The sequence below is a fragment of the Streptomyces sp. cg40 genome (genome assembly GCF_050320165.1).
GTDB classification, from domain to species: domain Bacteria; phylum Actinomycetota; class Actinomycetes; order Streptomycetales; family Streptomycetaceae; genus Streptomyces; species Streptomyces hokutonensis.
The window spans coordinates 9,743,064-9,764,370 of record NZ_CP190128.1; the positions used below are offsets into that span (position 1 = coordinate 9,743,064).

At 70.2% G+C, this 21,307-nt stretch carries 19 protein-coding genes; 11 read left to right on the forward strand and 8 right to left on the reverse strand.

Annotation, left to right across the window (positions count from 1 at the left end; genetic code table 11):
• The first annotated feature begins 39 nt into the window (after window positions 1-39).
• From ACQHII_RS43995 to ACQHII_RS44010, 4 genes are read left to right on the forward strand one after another with little or no spacing between them, the layout of a single operon-like run.
• Window positions 40-1,107, forward strand: coding sequence for a glucose-1-phosphate thymidylyltransferase (locus tag ACQHII_RS43995; protein WP_381238267.1), 1,068 nt, complete (start codon window positions 40-42; stop codon window positions 1,105-1,107).
• Window positions 1,104-2,075: a dTDP-glucose 4,6-dehydratase gene (gene rfbB, locus ACQHII_RS44000; protein WP_427924528.1), complete on the forward strand. Its 972-nt coding sequence runs from the start codon at window positions 1,104-1,106 to the stop codon at window positions 2,073-2,075. Before ACQHII_RS43995 ends, rfbB begins: the two co-directional genes overlap by 4 nt.
• Window positions 2,075-2,956 (forward strand): dTDP-4-dehydrorhamnose reductase, encoded by an 882-nt coding sequence (gene rfbD / locus ACQHII_RS44005; RefSeq protein ID WP_427924529.1) that lies wholly within the window; start codon window positions 2,075-2,077, stop codon window positions 2,954-2,956. The genes rfbB and rfbD overlap by 1 nt, the downstream gene beginning before the upstream one ends.
• Window positions 2,953-3,756, forward strand: coding sequence for a class I SAM-dependent methyltransferase (locus ACQHII_RS44010; protein ID WP_427924530.1), 804 nt, complete (start codon window positions 2,953-2,955; stop codon window positions 3,754-3,756). Before rfbD ends, ACQHII_RS44010 begins: the two co-directional genes overlap by 4 nt.
• Here ACQHII_RS44010 and rfbC read toward each other — a convergent pair.
• The 4 genes from rfbC to ACQHII_RS44030 form a co-directional block, all read right to left on the reverse strand.
• A complete protein-coding gene (rfbC, locus tag ACQHII_RS44015; RefSeq protein WP_262056811.1) occupies window positions 3,746-4,354 on the reverse strand; it encodes a dTDP-4-dehydrorhamnose 3,5-epimerase in 609 nt (202 codons plus the stop codon). The genes ACQHII_RS44010 and rfbC overlap by 11 nt on opposite strands.
• A 55-nt stretch (window positions 4,355-4,409) precedes the next feature.
• Window positions 4,410-6,374 carry a glycosyltransferase family 2 protein gene (locus tag ACQHII_RS44020; RefSeq protein WP_427924531.1) on the reverse strand — a complete coding sequence of 655 codons (1,965 nt, stop codon included), beginning with the start codon at window positions 6,372-6,374 and terminating at the stop codon, window positions 4,410-4,412.
• 137 nt (window positions 6,375-6,511) lie between these two features.
• Window positions 6,512-7,105, reverse strand: a complete 594-nt coding sequence (locus ACQHII_RS44025; RefSeq protein WP_427924532.1) for a hydrolase — start codon at window positions 7,103-7,105, stop codon at window positions 6,512-6,514.
• Window positions 7,106-7,163: 58 nt separating this feature from the next.
• Entirely contained in the window at window positions 7,164-7,625 is a 462-nt protein-coding gene (locus ACQHII_RS44030) for a MarR family winged helix-turn-helix transcriptional regulator (protein ID WP_427924533.1), read from the reverse strand.
• Window positions 7,626-7,755: 130 nt separating this feature from the next.
• On the opposite strand from ACQHII_RS44030, the gene ACQHII_RS44035 reads away from it, so the two are divergent.
• Entirely contained in the window at window positions 7,756-8,571 is an 816-nt protein-coding gene (locus tag ACQHII_RS44035) for an SAM-dependent methyltransferase (protein ID WP_427924534.1), read from the forward strand.
• A gap of 26 nt (window positions 8,572-8,597) precedes the next feature.
• Entirely contained in the window at window positions 8,598-9,098 is a 501-nt protein-coding gene (locus ACQHII_RS44040; protein WP_427924535.1) for a metallophosphoesterase family protein, read from the forward strand.
• A gap of 8 nt (window positions 9,099-9,106) precedes the next feature.
• Here ACQHII_RS44040 and ACQHII_RS44045 read toward each other — a convergent pair whose 3' ends face one another.
• The gene (locus ACQHII_RS44045) at window positions 9,107-10,213 is read right to left on the reverse strand and encodes an XdhC family protein (RefSeq protein ID WP_427924536.1); all 1,107 of its coding nucleotides are present in this window, start codon (window positions 10,211-10,213) and stop codon (window positions 9,107-9,109) included.
• 177 nt (window positions 10,214-10,390) lie between these two features.
• On the opposite strand from ACQHII_RS44045, the gene ACQHII_RS44050 reads away from it, so the two are divergent.
• On the forward strand, window positions 10,391-12,358 hold the full coding sequence (locus ACQHII_RS44050) for a GTP-binding protein (RefSeq protein WP_427924537.1): 1,968 nt from the start codon (window positions 10,391-10,393) through the stop codon (window positions 12,356-12,358).
• A gap of 88 nt (window positions 12,359-12,446) precedes the next feature.
• A complete protein-coding gene (locus tag ACQHII_RS44055; RefSeq protein WP_427924538.1) occupies window positions 12,447-14,303 on the forward strand; it encodes a cellulase family glycosylhydrolase in 1,857 nt (618 codons plus the stop codon).
• A gap of 50 nt (window positions 14,304-14,353) precedes the next feature.
• Here ACQHII_RS44055 and ACQHII_RS44060 read toward each other — a convergent pair whose 3' ends face one another.
• Window positions 14,354-15,601 carry a YncE family protein gene (locus ACQHII_RS44060; protein ID WP_427924539.1) on the reverse strand — a complete coding sequence of 416 codons (1,248 nt, stop codon included), beginning with the start codon at window positions 15,599-15,601 and terminating at the stop codon, window positions 14,354-14,356.
• A gap of 164 nt (window positions 15,602-15,765) precedes the next feature.
• On the opposite strand from ACQHII_RS44060, the gene ACQHII_RS44065 reads away from it, so the two are divergent.
• Window positions 15,766-16,431: a TetR/AcrR family transcriptional regulator gene (locus tag ACQHII_RS44065; RefSeq protein ID WP_427924540.1), complete on the forward strand. Its 666-nt coding sequence runs from the start codon at window positions 15,766-15,768 to the stop codon at window positions 16,429-16,431.
• Here ACQHII_RS44065 and ACQHII_RS44070 read toward each other — a convergent pair.
• Window positions 16,428-17,402, reverse strand: coding sequence for a helix-turn-helix transcriptional regulator (locus ACQHII_RS44070; RefSeq protein ID WP_427924541.1), 975 nt, complete (start codon window positions 17,400-17,402; stop codon window positions 16,428-16,430). The genes ACQHII_RS44065 and ACQHII_RS44070 overlap by 4 nt on opposite strands.
• Window positions 17,403-17,502: 100 nt before the next feature.
• Between ACQHII_RS44070 and ACQHII_RS44075 the strand changes: the two genes are divergently transcribed.
• A complete protein-coding gene (locus ACQHII_RS44075) occupies window positions 17,503-17,901 on the forward strand; it encodes a VOC family protein (protein ID WP_427924542.1) in 399 nt (132 codons plus the stop codon).
• Here ACQHII_RS44075 and ACQHII_RS44080 read toward each other — a convergent pair.
• The gene (locus ACQHII_RS44080; protein ID WP_427925539.1) at window positions 17,898-19,124 is read right to left on the reverse strand and encodes a glycosyltransferase; all 1,227 of its coding nucleotides are present in this window, start codon (window positions 19,122-19,124) and stop codon (window positions 17,898-17,900) included. The genes ACQHII_RS44075 and ACQHII_RS44080 overlap by 4 nt on opposite strands.
• Before the next feature lie 211 nt (window positions 19,125-19,335).
• Here ACQHII_RS44080 and ACQHII_RS44085 point away from each other — a divergent pair, with 211 nt between their 5' ends.
• Window positions 19,336-21,294: a ricin-type beta-trefoil lectin domain protein gene (locus ACQHII_RS44085; RefSeq protein WP_427924543.1), complete on the forward strand. Its 1,959-nt coding sequence runs from the start codon at window positions 19,336-19,338 to the stop codon at window positions 21,292-21,294.
• Window positions 21,295-21,307: the final 13 nt, after the last annotated feature.

The window sequence follows — 21,307 nt, forward strand, 5'->3', positions numbered from 1 at the left end:
GGAACGATGCACGTCCAAAGATGACGCTAAGGTGAAGCGATGAAGGCTCTCGTTCTCTCCGGCGGCACTGGATCCCGCCTGAGGCCGATCACACACACATCGGCAAAACAGCTCGTCCCGGTGGCCAACAAGGCCGTCCTTTTCTACGGGCTCGAATCGCTCGCCGACGCGGGAATCACCGAGGTCGGCATCATCGTCGGTGACACCGCGGCGGAGATCGAGGAGGCGGTGGGCGACGGGTCGAAGTTCGGCCTCAAGATCACCTACATCCCGCAGGACCGTCCCCTCGGACTGGCCCACGCCGTCCTGATCGCGCGCGAGTACCTCGGCGACGACGACTTCGTGATGTACCTCGGCGACAACTTCATCGTCGGCGGCATCACCGGCCTCGTCGAAGGCTTCCAGGCCAACAAGCCCGACGCGCAGATCCTCCTCACCCACGTGCCCGACCCGCGCTCCTTCGGCGTCGCCGAACTCAGCGAGTCCGGCCAGGTCATCGGCCTGGAGGAGAAGCCGGAGCACCCCAAGAGCGACCTCGCCCTGGTCGGTGTCTACCTCTTCACGCCCGCCATCCACGACGCCGTGCGCGCCATCAAGCCGTCCTGGCGCGGCGAGCTGGAGATCACCCACGCCATCCAGCAGCTGATCGACGACGGCGCCGACGTGCGCTCCTCGGTCATCCACGGCTACTGGAAGGACACGGGCAACGTCGTCGACATGCTCGAGGTCAACCGGACCGTCCTGGAGAGCATGGACCGCCGCATCGACGGCGAGGTCGACGACGCCTCCGAGACCATCGGCCGCGTGGTGATCGAGGAGGGCGCGCGCATCGAGCGCTCGCGCATCGTCGGACCCGTCGTCATCGGTTCCGGAACCGTCGTGAGCGACTCCTACGTCGGACCGTTCACCTCGGTCGCGGAGAACTGCAGGATCACGGACAGTGAGCTGGAGTTCTCCATAGTGCTTCAGGACTCGTCCATCGCCGGGGTGGGCCGGATCGAGTCCTCGCTCATCGGCAAGCACGTCGAAGTGACCCCCGCTCCGGGGGTACCCAGCGCCCACCGCCTCGTTCTCGGAGACCACAGCAAGGTGCAGATCCGTTCATGAATCTCCTCGTCACCGGCGCCGCCGGCTTCATCGGTTCCACGTACGCCCGCATGCTCCTCGCCTCGGACGCGCCCGACGCGCCCCGCATCACGGTGCTGGACAAGCTCACGTACGCCGGCACGCTCGACAACCTTGAAATAGGCCACCCGCGCCTGGAGTTCGTCCAGGGCGACATCTGCGACGCCGAGCTGGTCGACAAGCTGATGGCCGAGGCGGACCAGGTGGTCCACTTCGCCGCCGAGTCCCACGTGGACCGCTCGATCAACGGCGCCGCCGACTTCGTCCGCACGAACGTGGTGGGCACCCAGGTCCTGCTCGACGCGGCCCTGCGCTACACCGTCCCCTTCGTGCACGTCTCCACCGACGAGGTCTACGGCTCCATCGAGACCGGCTCGTGGCCCGAGACCCACCCGCTGGCGCCCAACTCGCCGTACTCCGCGTCGAAGGCCTCCTCCGACCTGCTCGCCCTGGCCTACCACCGCACCCACGGCCTGGACGTCCGCGTCACCCGCTGCTCGAACAACTACGGGCCGCACCAGTTCCCCGAGAAGGTCATCCCGCTGTTCGTCAGCAACCTCCTCGACGGCAAGAAGGTCCCGCTGTACGGCGAGGGCCTCAACGTCCGCGACTGGCTGCACGTCGAGGACCACTGCCAGGGCATCGAGCTCGTGCGTACCAAGGGCCGGGCCGGCGAGGTCTACAACATCGGCGGCGGCACCGAGCTCAGCAACAAGGAGCTCACCGGTCTGCTGCTCGAAGCCTGCGGCGCCGACTGGGACTCGGTCGAGCGCGTCGAGGACCGCAAGGGCCACGACCTGCGCTACTCCGTCGACTGGTCCAAGATCCACGACGAGCTGGGCTACACCCCGCAGCACGACTTCGCCTCCGGCCTCGCGGACACCGTCGCCTGGTACCGCGACAACCGCGCCTGGTGGGAGCCGCTCAAGGCCCGGGTGGAGCGCGCCTGATGAAGTGGCTGGTCACCGGTGCCGGCGGGATGCTCGGCCACGATGTGCTCGACGAACTCGCCCGGCGCGGTGAACAGTTCGTCGGTCTCGACCGCGCCGCCCTGGACATCACCGACCCCGCGTCGGTGGACCGGGCGTTCGCGGAACACCACCCCGACGTGGTGGTGAACTGCGCGGCGTACACCGCCGTCGACGACGCCGAGACCGACGAGGAGCGGGCCCTTCGCATCAACGGCGAGGGGCCCCGGCTCCTCGCCCGCGCCTGCGCCGCCTCGGGCGCGCGGCTGGTGCACGTCTCCACCGACTACGTCTTCGACGGAGAGGCCCGCAGCACGCCGTACCCGGAGAATCACACCACCGCTCCGCGCACCGCGTACGGCCGTACCAAACTGGCGGGCGAGCAGGCCGTGTTGGCCGAACTGCCCGGTAACAGCGCGGTCGTCCGCACGGCTTGGCTGTACGGAGCCTGTGGGGGTAACTTCGTCCGCACGATGATCGAGCTGGAAGCACGTCGCGACACTCTCGACGTCGTCGACGACCAGCGCGGTCAGCCGACCTGGACCGCCGACGTCGCCGTACGGATCGCTGATCTGGGCGCCCGTATCGGACAGGTCGAGGGCGCGCACGGGGTGTTCCACGCGACCAGCTCCGGCGAGACCAGCTGGCACGGTCTCGCGCAGGAGGTGTTCCGGCTCATCGACGCCGACCCGGAGCGCGTGCGCCCCACCACGAGCGCTGCCTTCGTGCGTCCCGCGCCCCGCCCCGCCTACAGCGCCCTCGGGCACGAGCGGTGGCGGGAGGTCGGCCTGGAACCGCCTAGGGACTGGCGGTCCGCCCTGCACGAAGCACTTCCTCACATCCGCAAGGAGATTTCTTCGTGAAACGTCATGAGTTCCTGCGGGGACTCCACAAGTCAACCGCGAACCGCAACTACCTGGAGATCGGCGTCAACGACGGCCGCAGCCTGACGCTCTCCCGGGTGCCCAGCGTTGCGATCGATCCCGCGTTCAAGGTGGTCACGGAGATCCGCTGTGACGTCCACCTGGCCAAGGCGACCAGCGACGACTTCTTCGCCCGCGAGAACCCGCTGGTGCACCTGCGCGGCGGCCGGCACCCGCTGCGTCAACTGGCGCGCAACCGGAGCCCGTTGGGCTGGTGGAAGACCGTCACGCTGGATCTGTCGTTCATCGACGGCATGCACCTCTTCGAGTACGCGCTGCGCGACTTCATCAACGTGGAGAAGCACTCGGACTGGGCCAGCGTCATCGTCTTCGACGACATGCTGCCGCGCAGCATCGACGAGGCGGCCCGCGACCGGCACACCGACGCCTGGACCGGCGACGTGTACAAGCTGGTCGAGATCCTCGCCCGCTACCGTCCCGACCTGGTGACGGTCCTGGTCGACACCCAGCCCACGGGTCAGCTCGTGGTCTTCGGCGCCGACCCGAACAGCACCGTCCTCAAGGACAAGTACGACGAGATCATCGCCGAGTTCGAGGTCCCGGACCCGCAGAAGGTGCCCGAGGCGATCCTGGAGCGCACCACCGCGGTGCAGCCCGAGGCGCTGCTGAACGCCGGCTTCTGGGGCCCCCTCGCCAAAGCGCGGGACCGCGGGACCAAGCGGTCCCGCGGCTGGGAGCCCCTGCGCCGCTCGGTGGAGCAGCTCAGCGTCAGTCGCTGACCTGTCCACCGCGCAGTCGCTCGTAGTAGGCGGAGCAGTCCGCGTAGGACGGAAGAAGTCCTGACTGCTCCGCCTCTGCCAGTGTGGGCGCCTCGGCGTCCTTCTCCGAGAGCACCGGCTCGAAGCCCTCGGGCCAGGCGATGCCGAGCGCCGGGTCGAGCGGGTTGATCCCGTGTTCACGCCCGGGCGCGTAGCCCGTCGAGCACAGGTACACCACCGTCGCGTCGTCGGTCAGGGCCATGAACGCGTGCCCCAGCCCCTCCGCGAGGAACACGGCGTGCTTGCTGTCGTCGTCCAGCCGGACGGCCTCCCACTGACCGAACGTGGGAGAGCCGACGCGGATGTCCACGATCACGTCGAGGACGGCGCCCCGCACACACTTGACGTACTTGGCCTGGCTCGGCGGCACGTCGGAGAAATGCACTCCGCGCACCACACCGCGCCGCGAGACCGAGCAGTTGGCCTGGGACAGGGCCAGGTCGTACCCGGTGGCCTCGCGGAACTCCTCGCCGCGGTACCACTCGTGGAAACTGCCCCGGTCGTCAGGGAAGACCTTGGGTTCCAGGACCCAGGCGCCTTCAATTCCCAGTGCTCGCACGTTCTTTCGTCCTCCATGGCTTGCTCGGGTACTGCGATGTGTTCGGGTACGACCGCTACTTGTTCAGCGCGCGCTTCAGCTTGCGCGCCACCCGGTAGGCCAGCCCCGGCTTGGGCTTGGCGGCCACCGGCTTGGGCGCGGGCTTGGGCTCGGCGGGCTTGGCCTTCGGCGCCGCCTCCACCCGGACACCGCCGGCGTCACCGGCCAGCCGCACCGGCAGCGCCAGGAAACGCTGCCCGGTCGCGGTCGGGGTCAGGCACACCGAGGCGGCCCACGCCAGGTCCTTCAGCTCGGCGGCGGGCACCTCCGCCGCCAGCCGCGCACCGGAGGACTCGGGCGAGACGACACCGGGCACGTCCAGGGTCGTACCGGACGACTTGTGGGTCAGGCGCAGCAGTACGTCGGTGGTGGCGGGGACGTAGAAGGGGAGCAGTACGCTCACGCGGGCGCCGGTGACGGTGAAGTCGCCGGGTGTGAGGTCGGCGAGGCCGAGGCGCTTGCTCGCCTTGTCGACGTCGAGGGAGAAGTTGCCGTGCGGCTCCGTGTAGTACGGGAGCAGCACCTGGCCGGCGACGACACCGGCGTGCCCGGCGTTCTCGCCGTGCTGCGGGACCGGGCCGAGGCGGCACTCCTTGTTCCAGGAGCCGATGACGACCCGGACGTAGGTGTCCCAGAGGCCGCCGGCCAGCGGGGCGCCGCCGGCCGCGGTGGCCGGGTCGACGGTGGCCGTGGCGTGCAGCACCAGACGGACGCCGTCGCCCTCGGGAACCGCCTCGTGCGAGATCTGCACGGGCTGGAAATGCGAGGCGGCGCTGGTGCGTTCACGGACGACGAGGTCGGCCGTCGCCTTCTTGAAGACGTGGGTGGCGTCGGCCGTCAGCAGCGCGGTGGCCTCGGCGAGGGTCTTCGGCTCGGGGTGCTTGGGGGCGGGCGCGCCCTGGGCCGGGAAGATCGCGGGCTTGCCGTCGATGACGAACTCGGCCTGGTAGTGGACCAGCAGCTTGCCGTCCCGCCACTCGATCTCGCCGGGGGCCGCCTGCGGCTTGAGGGAGGCCTCCCACTCGGCGAGCTCGACGAGGTCGTCGTAGCGGTCGGCGGCGGCGAGGGCGGCGACGACCCGCAGCCGCGGGCCGAGACCGGCGGCGACACCGGGGCCGAAGCGCTCGGTCATGACACCGCGGATCTCCTTGAGGAGCTCGCGGCGGTACTCGTCCGGGGCCTTGAGAAGGCGGCCGCCGCCGAGGCGCTCCATCATCTCCACGCGCAGCCAGCGGCGGAAGATCCTGTCGCGGGCCGGGCCGGGCTCGGTGTACTTCTCGACGACGTCGAGGGCCTCGCGCAGGTTCTTGAAGTAGCCGACCGGGTCGAAGCGCTGGAAGCCGGCGTTCGAGGCGTCCTCGCGCTTGATGTGGTAGTAGCAGACGTAGTCGCTGAGCACGGCGACGTTGTCCGCGGCGAGGTAGGCCTCCGTCACGAAGACGTGGTCCTCCAGGCGGCGGCGCCCCTCCGGGAACCGCAGGTTGATGCGGTCGAGGAACGCGCGGCGGAGCATCTTGTGCGGGGTGAGGCTGTCCATCAGCGGCGCGGTCTCGACCGACGCGTGCGGGTAGTTCTTGCGGAACAGCTCCACGGGCACGGCACGGCCCTTGCCGGCCATCTTGCCGACGATGACGTCCGCGCCGTTGGCCACGCCGTACTCGTACATCCGCTCAAGGGCTTCGTCGCCGAGGTAGTCGTCGTTGTCGACGAACATGACGAACTCGCCCTTGGAGGCGGCGATGCCGACGTTCCGGGGCTTGCCCGACCAGCCGGACGCCTCCTGGTGGATGACGTGGATGTGGGGGTGCTGCGCGGCGACCTCGTCGAGCCGCGCGGGCGTGCCGTCCGTCGAGCCGTCGTCGACGAAGATCGCCTCGTACTCGTCGTTAGGCAGGGACTGCCTGAGGAGAGAGGAGATGCAGTCCTCGATATAGGGCCCTGGGTTGTACACAGGGACGACGACACTGACCTTGACCGACATCCGGCTTCTAGCCCCCTTGTTTGCGCTGACCGTTGCCCGATGCGGAACGGCGCGAGTGGGGTGATGCTAACCCGGTCTGTCTCGATGCCGCCCATTGGGCTGGTGTTGGGCAACGGTTAACCCGCAGTAGGTCGATGTCAGCTCCCGTCGTGGGTCTTCGCCAGAAGTTCCAGGATTTCGGCGGACGTGCCCGTTTCGCCCAGGCGCGGGAAGATCCGCTCGATGCTGTGGGCGTGCGACACGGCGTCCAGATCGCTCATCGCGTCCGTGGCCAGGGTCACGTGATAGCCGTGCTCGTGGGCCGCGCGGGCGGTGGACTCGACGCCGATGCTGGTGGCGATGCCGGTCAGCACGATCTGCGTGACACCGCGCCGGCGCAGCTGTACGTCCAGGTCGGTGCCGTGGAAGGCGCCCCAGTTCCGCTTGACGACGTGGATGTCCCCGGGGTGCCCGGCCAGCTCGTCGACGACGACGTCCCAGCCCTCGGGGCGGGCCGCGCCCCCGGGGCGCCGCTGCTCGGTCCGGCCGGGCACCGCGTCCGCGCCGTCGTCCGCGAAGGTGACCCGGACCAGCACCACGGGAAGGCCGGCCGCCCGGAATGCGTCCGCGAGCTCGACGGTCCGGGCGACGACCTCGGGCCCGCTGTACGGCTGGGTCGGGGCGGCGACGATGCCGCCCTGGAGGTCGATCACGACGAGGGCGGTACGCGGGTCGAGGGTGGTGAGTGCCATGGGGGAGGCCTTTCAGGAGGTGCGGGGGCTCAGCCGGTCGTCCGGGTGGGTTTCGATGTCACTGCTCCGACAGCCGTTCCAGCAGCGTCAGCGCGTCGATGATCGTCCGCCGTTCCTGCTCCGTGTAGCGGTCCTCGAAGGCGCGCGCGAGCCACTCCTCACGGACCTGCCGGTTGTCCTCGACGCGCCCGCGGCCCGCCTCGGTGAGGGTGACCAGCTGTCTGCGGCCGTCCTCGGGGTCGGGGCCGCGCCGGATCAGCCCGTGCCGGTCGAGGGCGGCGAGGGTGGCGGCCATCGACTGCGGCCTGACCCCCTCGGCCGACGCCAGCGCGCTGGCCGTGGCCGCGCCGTGCTTGCCGACCAGGGTGAGCGCCGACTCCTGCGAGGGCGTCAGGTCCCCGTCCGCCGCGACCTCACGGATCCGGCGCCGCAGCCGGCTGAACACGACCCGCAGATCCCGTGCGGAGCGGGCGGCGGAGTCCGAGATGCCCGCCGGTGTCCGGGAGCGCTGCTGATCCATGGGCGCCACCGTAGAACCGTCAGCGAAAACTGTCCAGTCACAACTGAACAGTTTGACCTGCCGAATCCTCCCCGGTGCACTACTCTGTGCGCCGGCAGAGGTGGCGAGGGCGAGCGGGGAGCGGATCGCGTTGAACGAGCACTCAGCAGGCGCAACGGCCCCGATCGACTCGTCCGTGGCGCATCCCGCCCGCGTCTACAACGCCTGGCTGGGCGGCAAGGACAACTACCCGGCCGACCAGGAGGCCGCCGAACTCGCCGCCGCGGCCAATCCGGAGATCGTCCCCGCGGTCCGCGCCAACCGGGCCTTCCTCGGCCGCGCCGTCCGTGAGCTGGGCGGCAGGGCCGGTATCCGCCAGTTCCTCGACATCGGCACCGGCATACCCGCCGCGGACAACACCCACGAGGTGGCCCAGCGCGTCGACCCCGGGGCACGAGTCGTCTACGTCGACAACGACCCCATCGTCCTGGCACACGCGCGTGCCCTGCTCGTCAGCAGCAGGGAAGGTGCGACGGACTACCTGGAGTCGGACCTGCGCGACGCGGACCGCATCCTCGCCGCCGCGGCCGGGACCCTGGACCTCTCCCGGCCGGTGGGGCTGATGCTGGTGGCGATCCTCCAGTACGTCCCCGACCGCGACGACCCCTACGCGATCACCCGCCGCCTCCTGGACGCCCTCGCCCCCGGCAGCCACCTGGTCCTCTCCCACCCGGCGGCCGACATCGGCGCCGAGGAGGTCGCCGAGTCGATGCGCGTCTACAACGAACGCGCCGCCGAACACGCGGGGGCCACCCCGCGCACCCACGCCGACGTCACCCGCTTCTTCGACGGCACCCAGATCCTCGACCCCGGCGTCGTCCAACTGCCGGTCTGGCGCCCCGACCCCGAGGACACCCCGGCGGCCGGTCCCCTCCCGATGTGGTGCGGGGTGGGCGTCAAGCCCTGACGGCAGCGCGCCCCTAGGCTGGCCCCGTGCGTCTGCTCCTGATGTCCGACACCCACCTCCCCAAGCGCGCCAGGGAACTCCCCGCCGGGCTCCTCGCCGAACTCCCGCGCGCCGACGTCGTGTTCCACGCCGGCGACTGGGTCGACACCGACACCCTCGACCTGCTGGAGAGCCGCAGCCGCCGGCTCGTCGGCGTGTACGGCAACAACGACGGGCCCGCACTGCGCGCCCGGCTCCCCGAGGTGGCGTACGCCGAACTCGGCGGCCTGCGCTTCGGCGCCGTGCACGAGACGGGGCCGGCCCAGGGCCGTGAGGCGCGCTGCGCGGCCCGCTTCCCGGACCTGGACGTGCTTGTCTTCGGACACAGCCACATCCCCTGGGACACCACGGCCCCCACCGGTCTACGGCTCCTGAACCCGGGCTCCCCGACCGACCGCCGCCGCCAGCCGCACTGCACCTATCTCACGGCGACGGTCACGGACGGCGCGCTGACCGATCTCGTCCTGCACCGGCTGCCGCCCAGGTGACCCACCGATCACCCGGACCGCGCCCGGTGGATCGCCCCCGCCACCCCCGTGAGCGGCATCCCCGTGCCGCTCCACCGCAGCGCGACGATCTCGGCGGCCACGGACACGGCCACCTCCTCCGGGGTGCGGGCGCCGAGGTCCAGGCCGATCGGTGAGCGCAGGCGGGCCAACTCGCCCTTGGCGAGGTCGGATTCGAGCAGCCGCTTCATACGGTCGTCGTGCGTACGGCGACTGCCCATCGCCCCGATGTACGCGGCCGGCCGGCGCAACGCCTCCTCCAGCAGCGGTACGTCGAACTTCGGGTCGTGGGTCAGGACGCAGATCACCGTCCGCTCGTCGGTGTCCGTGCCGGCCAGATACCGGTGCGGCCAGTCCACGACCACCTCGACGCCCGCAGGGAAGCGCTTCGGCGTCGCGAACACCGGGCGGGCGTCGCACACCGTGACCCGGTAGCCGAGGAAGTCACCGATCCGGGCGACCGCCGCCGCGTAGTCGATGGCGCCGAAGACCAGCATCCGGGGCGGCGGCGCGAAGGAGCGCAGAAACACGGTGACGGAGTCCTCGCGGCGCTCGCCGCGCGGCCCGTAGTGCCGCAACCCCGTTGCTCCGAGGGCGAGTTCACCGCGCGCGTCGGCGGTGACCGCGACGTCGAGACCGGTCGTGCCGAGGGTGCCGCCCACCGAGTCCGGCCAGACGGCGAGGGTGGCTCCGGGTGGCGCGGGTCCGTCGATCACGGTCGCCACGGTCACCGGTTCGCGGGCGGCGACCGACCGCGCGACCGCCCCGAACGTGGGATCGGCCTCCGGTGTGACGGGCCGTACCAGCACGGTGATCTCGCCGCCGCAGGTGAGCCCGACCGCGAAGGCGTCCTCGTCGCTGTACCCGAAGGTCTCGAGCCGTGCCTCGCCGCTCGCCACCACCTCCCGCGCCAGCTCGAAGACCGCTCCTTCCACGCAGCCCCCGGACACACTGCCCACGACCTCGTCGCCCGGGCCCACGGCCATGGCCGCACCGGGATCGCGCGGCGCGCTGCGGCTCACCGCGACGACGGTGGCCAGGCCGAACGGTTCCCGGGCCGCGTACCAGCGCCCGAGCTCCGGGAGGATCTCCCGCACGCCGTGCTCCTCTCACCGCCGCAGTCCCTGTACGGACGTTAATCCGTTGCCGCCGCCCCCGCCGCTCTGCTGCACTGATCGGTATCCGTCAGCGACGACCGAGGAGTACCGAGATGCGCACACCGTTCATGTCCACCCAGGAAGGAAGGCCCTCCTCAGCAAAGGACATGACACCAGGTGCACTTGCTCAACCTCGGCATCCTCGCGCACGTAGACGCAGGTAAGACCAGTCTGACCGAACGGCTGCTGCACTCGGCCGGTGTGATCGACGAGATCGGCAGCGTCGACGACGGCAGCACCCGCACCGACACGCTCGCACTGGAGCGGCAGCGCGGTATCACCATCAAGTCCGCCGTCGTCTCGTTCCCGGTCGGCGACGTGACCGTCAACCTCATCGACACCCCGGGCCACCCGGACTTCATCGCCGAGGTGGAGCGCGTGCTCGGCGTGCTGGACGGTGCCGTCCTGGTCGTCTCGGCGGTCGAGGGCGTCCAGCCGCAGACCCGCGTCCTGATGCGCACGCTCCGGCGGCTGCGCATCCCGACACTCCTCTTCGTCAACAAGATCGACCGCTGCGGGGCGCGGTACGACGCGCTGCTGCGGGAGATCTCCGAGCGGCTCAGGGCGGCGGTCGTACCGATGGGCCCGGTCGAGGCCGTCGGCACCCCGTCGGCCGCTTTCCGGCCCGGTCTCGACCCGGGCGCGGCGGCCGTCCTCGCCGACCACGACGACGAACTGCTCGCCGCCTACGTCGAGGACACCGTGTCCTACGACCTCCTGCGCACGGCCCTCGCCGCCCAGACCCGCCAGGCGCTCGCGCACCCGGTCTACTTCGGCTCCGCCATCACGGGCGCCGGCGTGGACGCGCTGATCACCGGCATCAGGGAACTGCTCCCCGCCGCCGAGGGCGACCCCCGGGGCCCGCTCTCCGGCACGGTGTTCAAGGTCGAGCGCGGTCCGGCGGGGGAGAAGGTCGCCTACGCGCGGATGTTCTCCGGCACCCTCCGTACCCGCGACCGGATCACCTTCGGCGAGACGGGCGAGGAGGGCAAGGTCACCTCGATCAGCGTCTTCGACCACGGCACGGACATCGGCGCCGACTCCGTCCCGGCGGGCCGGATCGGCCGACTGCGGGGCCTCGGCGAGATCAGGATCGGCGACGCGATCGGAGTGCCGAGGAAGGCGTACGAGCACGTCTTCGCACCGCCGACCCTGGAAACCGTCGTCGTCCCGGGCCCGGACACCAACCGGCGGGCTCTGCACCTCGCGCTCACCCAACTCGCCGAACAGGACCCGCTGATCGGCCTGCGCCACGACGAGGTACGCCAGGAGACCGCCGTCTCCCTGTACGGCGAGGTACAGAAGGAGGTCGTCCAGGCCACGCTGGCCGACGAGTTCGGGGTGCGGGTCACCTTCCGTGAGACGACACCGCTGTGCATCGAGCGCCCGGTCGGCACCGGCGCGGCGGCCGAGTTCAACAAGAAGGGCGACAACCCGTTCCTCGCCACGGTCGGCCTGCGCATCGACCCGGCCCCGGTCGGCTCGGGCGTGCGCTTCGCTCTCGAGGTCGAGCTGGGCGCGATGCCGTACGCCTTCTTCAAGGCCGTCGAGGACACCGTGCGCGAGACGCTCGGGCAGGGGCTGCACGGCTGGCGGGTCGCCGACTGCGTGGTCACCATGACGCACTCCGGGTACTCGCCCCGGCAGAGCCATGCCCACCAGGGCTTCGACAAGAGCATGTCGAGCACCGGCGCCGACTTCCGCGGACTGACCCCGCTCGTCCTTGTCGAGGCGCTGCGGCGGGCGGGGAGTCAGGTGTACGAGCCGATGCACCGGTTCCGCGTCGAGGCCCCGGCCGACACCCTGGGCGCCCTGCTGCCGGTTCTCGCCGCGGTGCGCGCCGTACCGGGGACCACCGAGACGCGGGGGCGGGTCTGTGTGCTGGAAGGGACGGTGCCGGCGGCCCAAGTGCACGGTCTTGAGCGGCAGTTGCCGGGGCTGACGCGCGGCGAGGGGGAGTGGGAGAGCGCGTTCGACCACTTCGCGGCGGTCGCGCACGGGACGGTTCCGGAGCGGGCGCGCACCGACCGCAACCCGCTGAACCGGAAGGAGTACCTGCTGAACGTGACGCGTCGGGTCTGCTGAAAATGTTTCAACAGGGTTTGTAGCGCGTGAACTTACTCGTGAGTCAGAAGTGTTGACAGTGTCCGGAAATCACCGGACTGTAGTGGACATGACGAATATCCGGGCGCGTTTGATCGTTGTCCTGGTTGTCCTCTGCGGATTCCTGTCGGTGCTGGGTGCCGGGCCCGCCACCGCCGCCACCCCAACCGACTCTCTCTGGTTCGACGGATCGGCGCTGACCGTGCAGAACGGCAGCTTCGTCGACAGCTACGGCCGCCAGGTCGTGCTGCGCGGCTACAACGTCTCCGGCGAGACCAAACTCGCGGAGAACAGTGGTCTCCCCTTCGCCTCGGTCGCCGACGCGAAGAAGTCCGCGACCGCGCTGCGCGCCCTCGGCGGCGGCAACTCGGTGCGCTTCCTGCTCTCCTGGGCCTACGCCGAACCCGTCCAGGGCCAGGTCGACACCACGTACCTGGCCGCGGCCACCGCCCAGATGCAGGCGTTCCTCGATGCGGGCATCCGCGTCTACCCCGACTTCCACCAGGACCTCTACTCCAAGTACCTCTTCAACAGCGGTAGTTGGTACACCGGTGACGGCGCGCCCAAGTGGGCCGTCACGCTGGGGAGTTACCCCCAGGAGTCCTGCGGGATCTGTCTCTTCTGGGGCCAGAACATCACCCAGAACTCGGCCGTCACCAAGGCCCAGTACGACTTCTGGCACAACAACTACGGCCTCCAGGACTCCTTCCTCGCCACCGCCCAGTCGACCATGGCGTACATCCAACAGCACCTGACCAGCGACGAGTTCGCGGGTGTCGTCGGCTTCGACCCGTACAACGAGCCCTTCGCGGGCACCTACGACTCGGGCCAGACCAGCCGCACCTGGGAGCAGAACCTGCTCTGGCCGTTCTACGTGAAGTTCCGCGCACGGATGGACGCGGCCGGCTGGAGCGCCAAGCCCGCCCTCGTCGAACCGAACCTCTTCTGGAACTCCAACATCTCCAGCCAGGTGCAGGAGGGCGGACTCCTGGACGCGGGCACGCTCGGCTCGCGCTATGTCTTCAACACCCACTTCTACGACCAGAAGGCGATCTCCGGCATCCTGATGTGGGGGAACGCGGCCGACGGCCAGTACTCGACCGACTTCGGCACCATTCGTGACCGGGCCTCCGCCGCCGGCACCGCCGCCGTCGTCAGTGAGTTCGGCCATCCGCTGTCCGGTACTGTCGCGGGCAAGGCACCGACCGTCCTCAAGGCGATGTACCAGGCCCTCGACTCCCGTCTGCCGGGCTCCAGTTGGTGGTCCAACCCGGCCGGCTCCGGCCCGGTCCTGTCCGGCACGCAGTGGCAGTGGGACATCTACAACGGCCGCCACCACGAGCTGATGAACGACAACCCCGACAAGGTGCTCACCACCGGAGACGCCTGGAACGACGAGGACCTCTCCGCCGTCGACATGACCGACTCCGGCACGGTGACACTCCGTCAGGACGCCCGGCTGCTCGACCGGATCTACCCGAGCGCGACCGCCGGCACCACGGTCGCCTTCACCTACGAGGACCGCTCCCGCGACGGCTCCACGACCCTCACGTGGAACCCGGTTCCCAGCACCCTCCCGAACGTGTCCTCGCTGGTCGGCTCCGGCCAGTACGGCCTGCTGATGTGGCGCTCCAACAGCTCCACCGCACCGACCGAACTCCACCTCCCGGCATCCTTCCCGGCCGCGTCCACGACCGTGGTCTCCGACCTGGGAGCGATCTCCGGGGTCCCGGCGTACACGTCCTCCACCGCGATCGGCTACGCCAACGAACCGGGCGGCACCGGCAGTCACCGCCTCCTGCTCTCCGCGAGTGGCTCGGGAACCCTGCACTACGCCCTGATCACCAACGGCGCGTCGAGCCCCTCCTCGACGCTGCTGAGCGCGGCCAGGTCCGAACTGGCCGCATGGGCGGCGGCGCACAGCTGACAAACGCGACGGCACCGGTCCCCTCGGGAACCGGTGCCGTCGCCGTTCGCTCAACTCGCGGACGGGCTCGTCCAGTCGGCCTGCACATGGCCCAGCCGTACGCGCTGCGGATGGTCGCCCACCGGGACGGAGAGCACCTTCTGGCCGGTGGCGAAGTCGATGGCCGTCACCTGGTCGGCGCTGGCCTCGGAGATGACGCAGTCCTTGCCGTCGCCGCTCACGGTCGCCCAGTACGGCGTGGAGGCCGTGACGAGCGGACCCTCCTGGAGGGTGGCGCGGTCCACGACCGTCGCGTAGTTGTCCATCGTCCCGGCCACGCACAGCTTGGTGCCCTCGGGGTTCATCGAGATGCCGTGATGACGCGAGTCGAGCAGCCAGGTGGTGCGGTCCGTGCTGGTCGCGGGGTTCGCCGGGAGCGTCTTCACCCGGGTGATCTTGTCGGTGGCCACGTCGTACTCCAGGAAGCCGTTGAAGAACGACACCTGGAAGTACAGCTTGGACCAGTCCGGCGTGAAGGCGGCCGGGCGGACCGCGTCCGAGAAGTTGGTGAGGCCGATCGCGTCCAGCCGGTCCCGCATGTCGATGATCCTGACCTGCTTGAACGTGGTGGCGTCGACGACGGTGATGTGCCGGTCGCCCTTGGTCCAGTCCCAGGCCGGATCGTCGAGGGAGGTGGTGACCTCGCCGATCGCCATGTTCCAGATGTACTTGCCGCCGTTGGTGAAGAAGTTCTCGTGCGGCTTGTCCCCGGTGTCGAACTCGCCCAGTTCCGCGCCGGTGTCGATGTCCAGCACCTGCACCTTGTTCGCGGTCGAGGCCGAGACCGCGACCCGGGTGCCGTCGGGGGAGACCGCCATGTGGTCGGCGCGGTAACCGGCCACCGGGAAACGCCAGTTGATGGTGTCGGTGGCCAGGTTGATCGACACGACGTCGGCGAAGCTGGGGCGGGAGACGACGAGGGACTTGCCGTCGGGCGTGGAGTACATGTCGTCCACGTACTGGTCGTGTCCCTGTCCGACCTCGTTGTGGATGGACGTGTAGTAGATCCACTTGATCGGATCGGCGTTGATCTCCGCCAGCCGCGCCGCCTTGTCGGGGACGATGTTGATCTCCCCGATCTTCGCGAAGTCGCCGGTGGACTTGATGACGTCCGCGGTGCCGTCCCAGTTGTTGCCGACGAACAGCACCTCCCGCAGAGCGGCGGAGGAGTCGGCCGTGGCGGCCGTCGCGGGAGCGGCTACGGTCAGGACGAGGGCGGCGGCCATGGAGCAAAGGTGCCTGGGTCTGAAGGCAGGCATGACTGCTCTCTTCTGTGAGGTGAGAGGGTGCCGGAGGGTGTGAAGAAATCTGAACACGCGCGAATTCAGAATGAACTTACTGAAAAGTAAGGACGGGCCCTCTTCTCCGCAAGACTGCGGACACGACAAGATTGGCCGATGGTCGAGAAGATAGAGGTGTGACAGTGGCGGGCAGGCTCAAGGCGCCGACCGGTCGCTACGGCGGCAAGTCCGCCGAGCAGCGGCAGGCCGAGCGACGCGGACGCTTCCTGGACGCCGCGCTCCAGCTCTTCGGCGACGCCCCGGGCTACCGCGGCACGACCGTCGCGGCGCTCAGTGAGGCCGCGGGGCTGTCCACCCGCCAGTTCTACGAGGAGTTCCGCAGCCTGGAGGACGTGCTGGCCGCGCTCCACCTCCAGGTCAACGACTGGGCCGAGAAGGCCGTACTGGCCGCGCTCGACGCCGCCGACGGTCTGCCACTGGCCGAGCGGGCGACCGCGATCTTCCACGCCTACGCCGCGAACGTCACCGGCGACCCGCGCCGCATCCGCATCACCTTCGTCGAGATCATCGGCGTCAGCCCGCGCCTGGAGGAACAGCGGCTGGCCCGCCGCGCCCGCTGGATCAACCTCATTCGCGGCGAGGCGAGGGCCGCGGCCGAGCGCGGGGAGGCCGCGCGGCGCGACTACCGCATCGCCGCGACGGCGTTCATCGGCAGCGTCAACGGCCTCCTCCACGACTGGAGCGCGGGCTGGGTCGACGCCACGCTGGACGAGATCGTCGACGAACTCGTCCGACAGCTCGTGGGCATCATGCAGCCGCCGGGCTGGAACGGTCAGGACCCGTCCTAGGCCGACTCGTCGGTCGCGTACTCGTCCAGGCGGCGGGCCAGCGCGCGGACGAGATCGCGCAGGGCGGCGGGCCGTTCGACGACGAACGGGCGGTCGAGGGCGGCGAGGACGGGCGGAATCCAGTCCAGCCGCTCGGCCCGGATCCGGACGCGAACCCAGTCGGCGCCCTCGTCGGTCGTGGTCACGGTGGCGATCGAGGCCGGGAGATGTCCCCGAATGTGCTGCACACTGCCGCGGATCCGCAGTGACACGTCGTGCGTCCAGGGCGTGCGCGCGAGGCTGTCCAGGACCGTGGCCGCCGGGTCGAAGTCCGCCGGTACGTCGAACGAGCCGGAGCGCACGCTCAGCGAGGTGACCCGGTCCAGACGGAAGGTGCGGACCTCGCCGTCGGCCGGGTCGGCACCGGTCAGATACCAGCGCCCGGCATGCGCGACCAGCCCGTACGGCAGGACCGTACGGTCGCTCTCGCGGCCCTTGCGGTCGGTGTAGCCGAGCGCCACCGGCCGCCGATGGAGCGCGGCCTCGGCGAGTTCGAGCAGTACCTCCGTCTCCGGGGCGGTGGCGGCGCGCGGTCGCGCGGTGAAGTCGGCGGTGTCGAGCAGGGCGTCGAGCCGCCGGCGCAGGGTGGCGGGCAGCACCCGCAGCAGTTTCGCCGTGGCGCTCTCGCCCGCCGCGGCCGACGCGGTGACGAGCCCCGCCCTCCGGCCGGCCAGCAGACCGAGCACCACGGCAAGGGCCTCCTCGTCCGTCAGCATCAGCGGCGGCATCCGATAGCCGGGAGCGAGCCGGTAGCCGCCGTGGCGACCGCGTACCGAGTCGACCGGCACGCCCAGCTCCAGCAGATGCCCGGCGTAGCGGCGGACCGTGCGTTCGTCGACGCCGAGCCGCGTGGCCAGGTCGGGGACGGTGCGCAGGCCGCCGCCCTGAAGGATCTCCAGCAGGGCCAGCACGCGGGCGGTCGATGTGGTCACCCGGAAAGTCTGCCTCGGATACCGGGCGGAAGCTGTCCGGTATCGGTTCTAGCGTGGGAGACGTCCGTTCGTCCGACGCCACTGCTTACAGGAAGCCGTCATGAACTTCGTCTCGATCCGTGTCATCACCCACGACGTCGCCCGTCTTGTCGGGTTCTACGAACAGGTCACCGGCACCGCGGCCACCTGGTCGACCCCCGACTTCGCCGAACTCGTCACCCCCGCCTGCACGTTGGCGATCGCGAGCACCCGCACCGTGGCCCTCTTCGGCGCCGGTTCCGCACAACCCGCCGCCAACCGCTCGGTGATCACCGAGTTCCGCGTGCCGGATGTCGACGCCGAGTTCGACCGCGTGGCACCCCTCGACTGCGAGATCGTCCAGAAGCCGACGACGATGCCCTGGGGCAACCGCTCCCTCCTCTTCCGCGACCCCGACGGCAACCTGATCAACTTCTTCACACCGGTCACCCCCGAGGCGGTGGCGCGACAGCGGCGCTAGACCATCGTGTCGAGGGCGGCGAGCACGGGAGCCGTACCGTCCTCGGCGCGCACCCGGGCACCGAGGGCCCGTGCGCGCTCGGCGTAGGCGGGCTCGCGGGTGGCCCGTACGAGCGCTGAGGACAGGGTGTCGGCGGTGAGCCCGCGCAGCGGTACGGCGCGGGGCGCCACGCCCAGGGCGACCAGCCGGGCGGCCCAGAAGCCCTCGTCGAACTGGATCGGCACCGGCACGGCCGGCACCCCGGCCCGCAGCCCGGCCGCGGTCGTGCCCGCGCCGCAGTGATGGACCACGGCCGCCATCCGCGGGAACAGTGCCGCATGCGGCACCTCGCCGATGCCCAGGACATCGTCACCGGCCGCTTCGAGGCCGCCCCAGCCGCGCTGGATCACCCCGCGCAGCCCGGCCCGCCGCAGCGCGCGCACGATCTCGGCACTCAGCCGCTCGGGGTCGGGCACGGTGGCACTGCCGAGCCCGACGAAGACCGGAGCGGGCCCCGAGTCGAGGAAGTCCCGCAGTTCGGACGGGAGTTGGGCGTCTCCGTCGTACGGCCACCAGTAGCCGGCCACCGTGAGCCCGGGCCGCCAGTCGGCCGGGCGGGGCACGATCAGCGGGCTGAAGCCGTGCTGGACGGGCCAGTTGTGCGCTTCCCGGGACCGGAGCGCGGTGCCGGGACGGGTGCGGGTAAGGCCCAGGCGGGTGCGCACCTCCGGTACGGCGGTGGCGAAGACATGCTCCACCGCCCGGTTCACCCCGTGCCCGGCGACCCGGTTGCCGACCGTGCCCCAGGAGCCGCCGCCGAGCACCGGCGGTGCGAACTCCCTTGTGGGTGCCAGGGGTTGGAGGTACACGCCCATGCTCGGCAACGACAGCCCCTCGGCGATGGCATGCCCCAGCGGCCCCAACGAACTGGACAGCAGCAGCACGTCGCTCGCCCGCGCGGCCGTCAGCAGATCGTCGGTCATCCGCCCGACCAGCGCCCGCGCCATCGCGACCACCCGCAGCAACTTGCCCCCGCCCGAAGCGCTGCGATGCAGCGCGCGCCCGCGTGAGGACTCCAACTCGGCCCGTGGATCGACCGGAAGAGGATGGAAACCGACACCCGAACCGGCTACCAGGGGCGCGAAACCTCCGTGGGTGACGAGGGTGACCTCGTGCCCCGCCCGGACCAGGGCATGCCCGAGTCCGGTGTAGGGGGCCACATCGCCCCGGGATCCCGCCGTCATGATCGCTACGCGCACGCCGGTCAGTATCGCGCCCGGCGGCCGGCGAGTGGGGGATTCCCGCGACGCGTGGGTGATCTCCGCGGGGATTGCGGGAGATTCCAACTGCCCCTCGTGTCACAGCCGTTGACTTCACCCTCCGGTGGCTCTACTTTCAGCGCGCCGTTTCGTTCGATTGCCCGATCCTTGTTCGAAATTTCGACAAAGGAGCCGCATGTTCCGCACCCCCGTCCTGCGCGTCCTGGCGATGGCCGCAGCCGCAGTCACCCTGCTTCTCTTCACCAGACCCGCGCCCGCGGACCCACTCCACGCGGCCCCGGTCGCCTCGACCACCCGTCAGATCGCCGTGCCCACCGCCCCGATGGGCTGGGCCTCCTGGAACAGCTTCGCCGCGAAGATCGACTACAGCGTCATCAAGGCGCAGGTCGACGCGTTCGTCGCCTCCGGCCTCCCGGCGGCCGGCTACAACTACATCAATATCGACGAGGGCTGGTGGCAGGGCACCCGCGACAGCGCGGGCAACATCACCGTCGACACCAGCGAGTGGCCCGGCGGGATGAGCGCCATCGCCGACTACATCCACAGCAAGGGCCTCAAGGCCGGCATCTACACGGACGCAGGCGCGAACGGCTGCGGCTACTACTACCCGACGGGACGCCCCGCCGCCGCCAACACCGGCAGCGAGGGACACTACGCCCAGGACATGCTCCAGTTCTCGCAATGGGGCTTCGATTTCGTGAAGGTCGACTGGTGCGGCGGCGACGCCGAGGGCCTCGACGCGGCCACCACCTACAAGTCGATCAGTTCGGCCGTCGCCACGGCCGCGGCCACCACCGGCCGCCCGCTGACCCTCTCCATCTGCAACTGGGGCTACCAGAACACCTGGAACTGGGCCACGGGCCTCGCCCCCATGTGGCGGACCAGCACGGACATCTACTACTACGGCGGCACCGCGTCGCAGTCGGCCGTGCTGTCCAACTTCGACCAGACCCTGCACCCGGCCGCCCAGCACACCGGCTACTACAACGACCCCGACATGCTCACCGTCGGCATGTCCGGCCTCACGGCGGCCCAGAACCGCACGCACATGGCCCTGTGGGCGATCTCCGGCGCCCCGCTGCTCGCCGGCAACGACCTCACCACGATGACCAGTGAGACCGCCGCGATCCTCAAGAACTCCGACGTCGTCGCCGTCGACCAGGACGCGCGCGGCCTCCAGGGCGTGAAGGTCGCCGAGGACACCACCGGCCTCCAGGTCTACGGCAGGGTCCTCTCCGGCACCGGCAACCGCGCGGTCGTCCTCCTCAACCGCACCTCCTCCGCTCAGAACATCACCGTCCGCTGGTCCGACCTCGGTCTGACCAGCGCCTCCGCCACTGTCCGCGATCTCTGGGCACAGTCGAACCTCGGCCCGTACGCCACGAGTTACACCGCCAGCGTCCCCGCGGGCGGCTCGGTGATGCTGAAGGTGAGCGGCGGCACCGAGGCGGCGAGCACCAACTACACGGCCACCTCCACCGGCAAGTACACCGGCGTCGGCGCGGCGAGCACCGGCCTGGACGTCGTGGACATCCCCTACACCAACACCGGCTCCACCGCCGTCACCGGCACCCTCCAGGTCAACAGCCAGACCGCGACGACGGTCTCCTTCCCGCCCACCGGCTCCAGCCAGGGCACGGTCTCGGTCCAGGTCGATCTGTCGAAGGGCTCTGCCAACTCCCTCACCTTCACGGGCAGTTCACTGCCGACCCTAGGTGCGATCAACGTCCAGCCGATCCCCGGCACGAACGGAAACCTGGTCGTCGGTACCGGCTCCGGCCGCTGCGCCGACGTCTACAACAACACCATCACCAACGGCACCCAGGCCGAGATCTGGGACTGCAACGGCGGCCAGAACCAGGCCTGGACGTACACCTCCCGCAAGGAACTCGTGGTGTACGGCAACAAGTGCCTGGACGCCTACAACAACGGCACCACCAACGGCACCAAGGTCGTCATCTGGGACTGCAACGGCCAGAACAACCAGAAGTGGACCGCCAACTCCGACGGCACCCTCACCAACGTCAACGCGGGCCTGTGCCTGGACGCGTCCGGCGCCGCCACGGCCAACGGGACCCTGCTGATCCTGTGGACCTGCGGCACGGCGAACAACCAGAAGTGGACGCTGACGTAGTCGTGGCGCGTCG

What these genes read in the sequence shown, in the direction of transcription:
- ACQHII_RS44085 (WP_427924543.1), top strand. Translation starts at nt 19,336, where the DNA reads ATGTTCCGCACCCCCGTCCTGCGCGTCCTGGCGATGGCCGCAGCCGCA.
- rfbD (WP_427924529.1), top strand. Translation starts at nt 2,075, where the DNA reads ATGAAGTGGCTGGTCACCGGTGCCGGCGGGATGCTCGGCCACGATGTG.
- ACQHII_RS44080 (WP_427925539.1), bottom strand. Translation starts at nt 19,124, where the DNA reads ATGACGGCGGGATCCCGGGGCGATGTGGCCCCCTACACCGGACTCGGG.
- ACQHII_RS44075 (WP_427924542.1), top strand. Translation starts at nt 17,503, where the DNA reads ATGAACTTCGTCTCGATCCGTGTCATCACCCACGACGTCGCCCGTCTT.
- ACQHII_RS44025 (WP_427924532.1), bottom strand. Translation starts at nt 7,105, where the DNA reads ATGGCACTCACCACCCTCGACCCGCGTACCGCCCTCGTCGTGATCGAC.
- ACQHII_RS44055 (WP_427924538.1), top strand. Translation starts at nt 12,447, where the DNA reads ATGACGAATATCCGGGCGCGTTTGATCGTTGTCCTGGTTGTCCTCTGC.
- rfbB (WP_427924528.1), top strand. Translation starts at nt 1,104, where the DNA reads ATGAATCTCCTCGTCACCGGCGCCGCCGGCTTCATCGGTTCCACGTAC.
- ACQHII_RS44060 (WP_427924539.1), bottom strand. Translation starts at nt 15,601, where the DNA reads ATGCCTGCCTTCAGACCCAGGCACCTTTGCTCCATGGCCGCCGCCCTC.
- ACQHII_RS43995 (WP_381238267.1), top strand. Translation starts at nt 40, where the DNA reads ATGAAGGCTCTCGTTCTCTCCGGCGGCACTGGATCCCGCCTGAGGCCG.
- ACQHII_RS44020 (WP_427924531.1), bottom strand. Translation starts at nt 6,374, where the DNA reads ATGTCGGTCAAGGTCAGTGTCGTCGTCCCTGTGTACAACCCAGGGCCC.
- ACQHII_RS44030 (WP_427924533.1), bottom strand. Translation starts at nt 7,625, where the DNA reads ATGGATCAGCAGCGCTCCCGGACACCGGCGGGCATCTCGGACTCCGCC.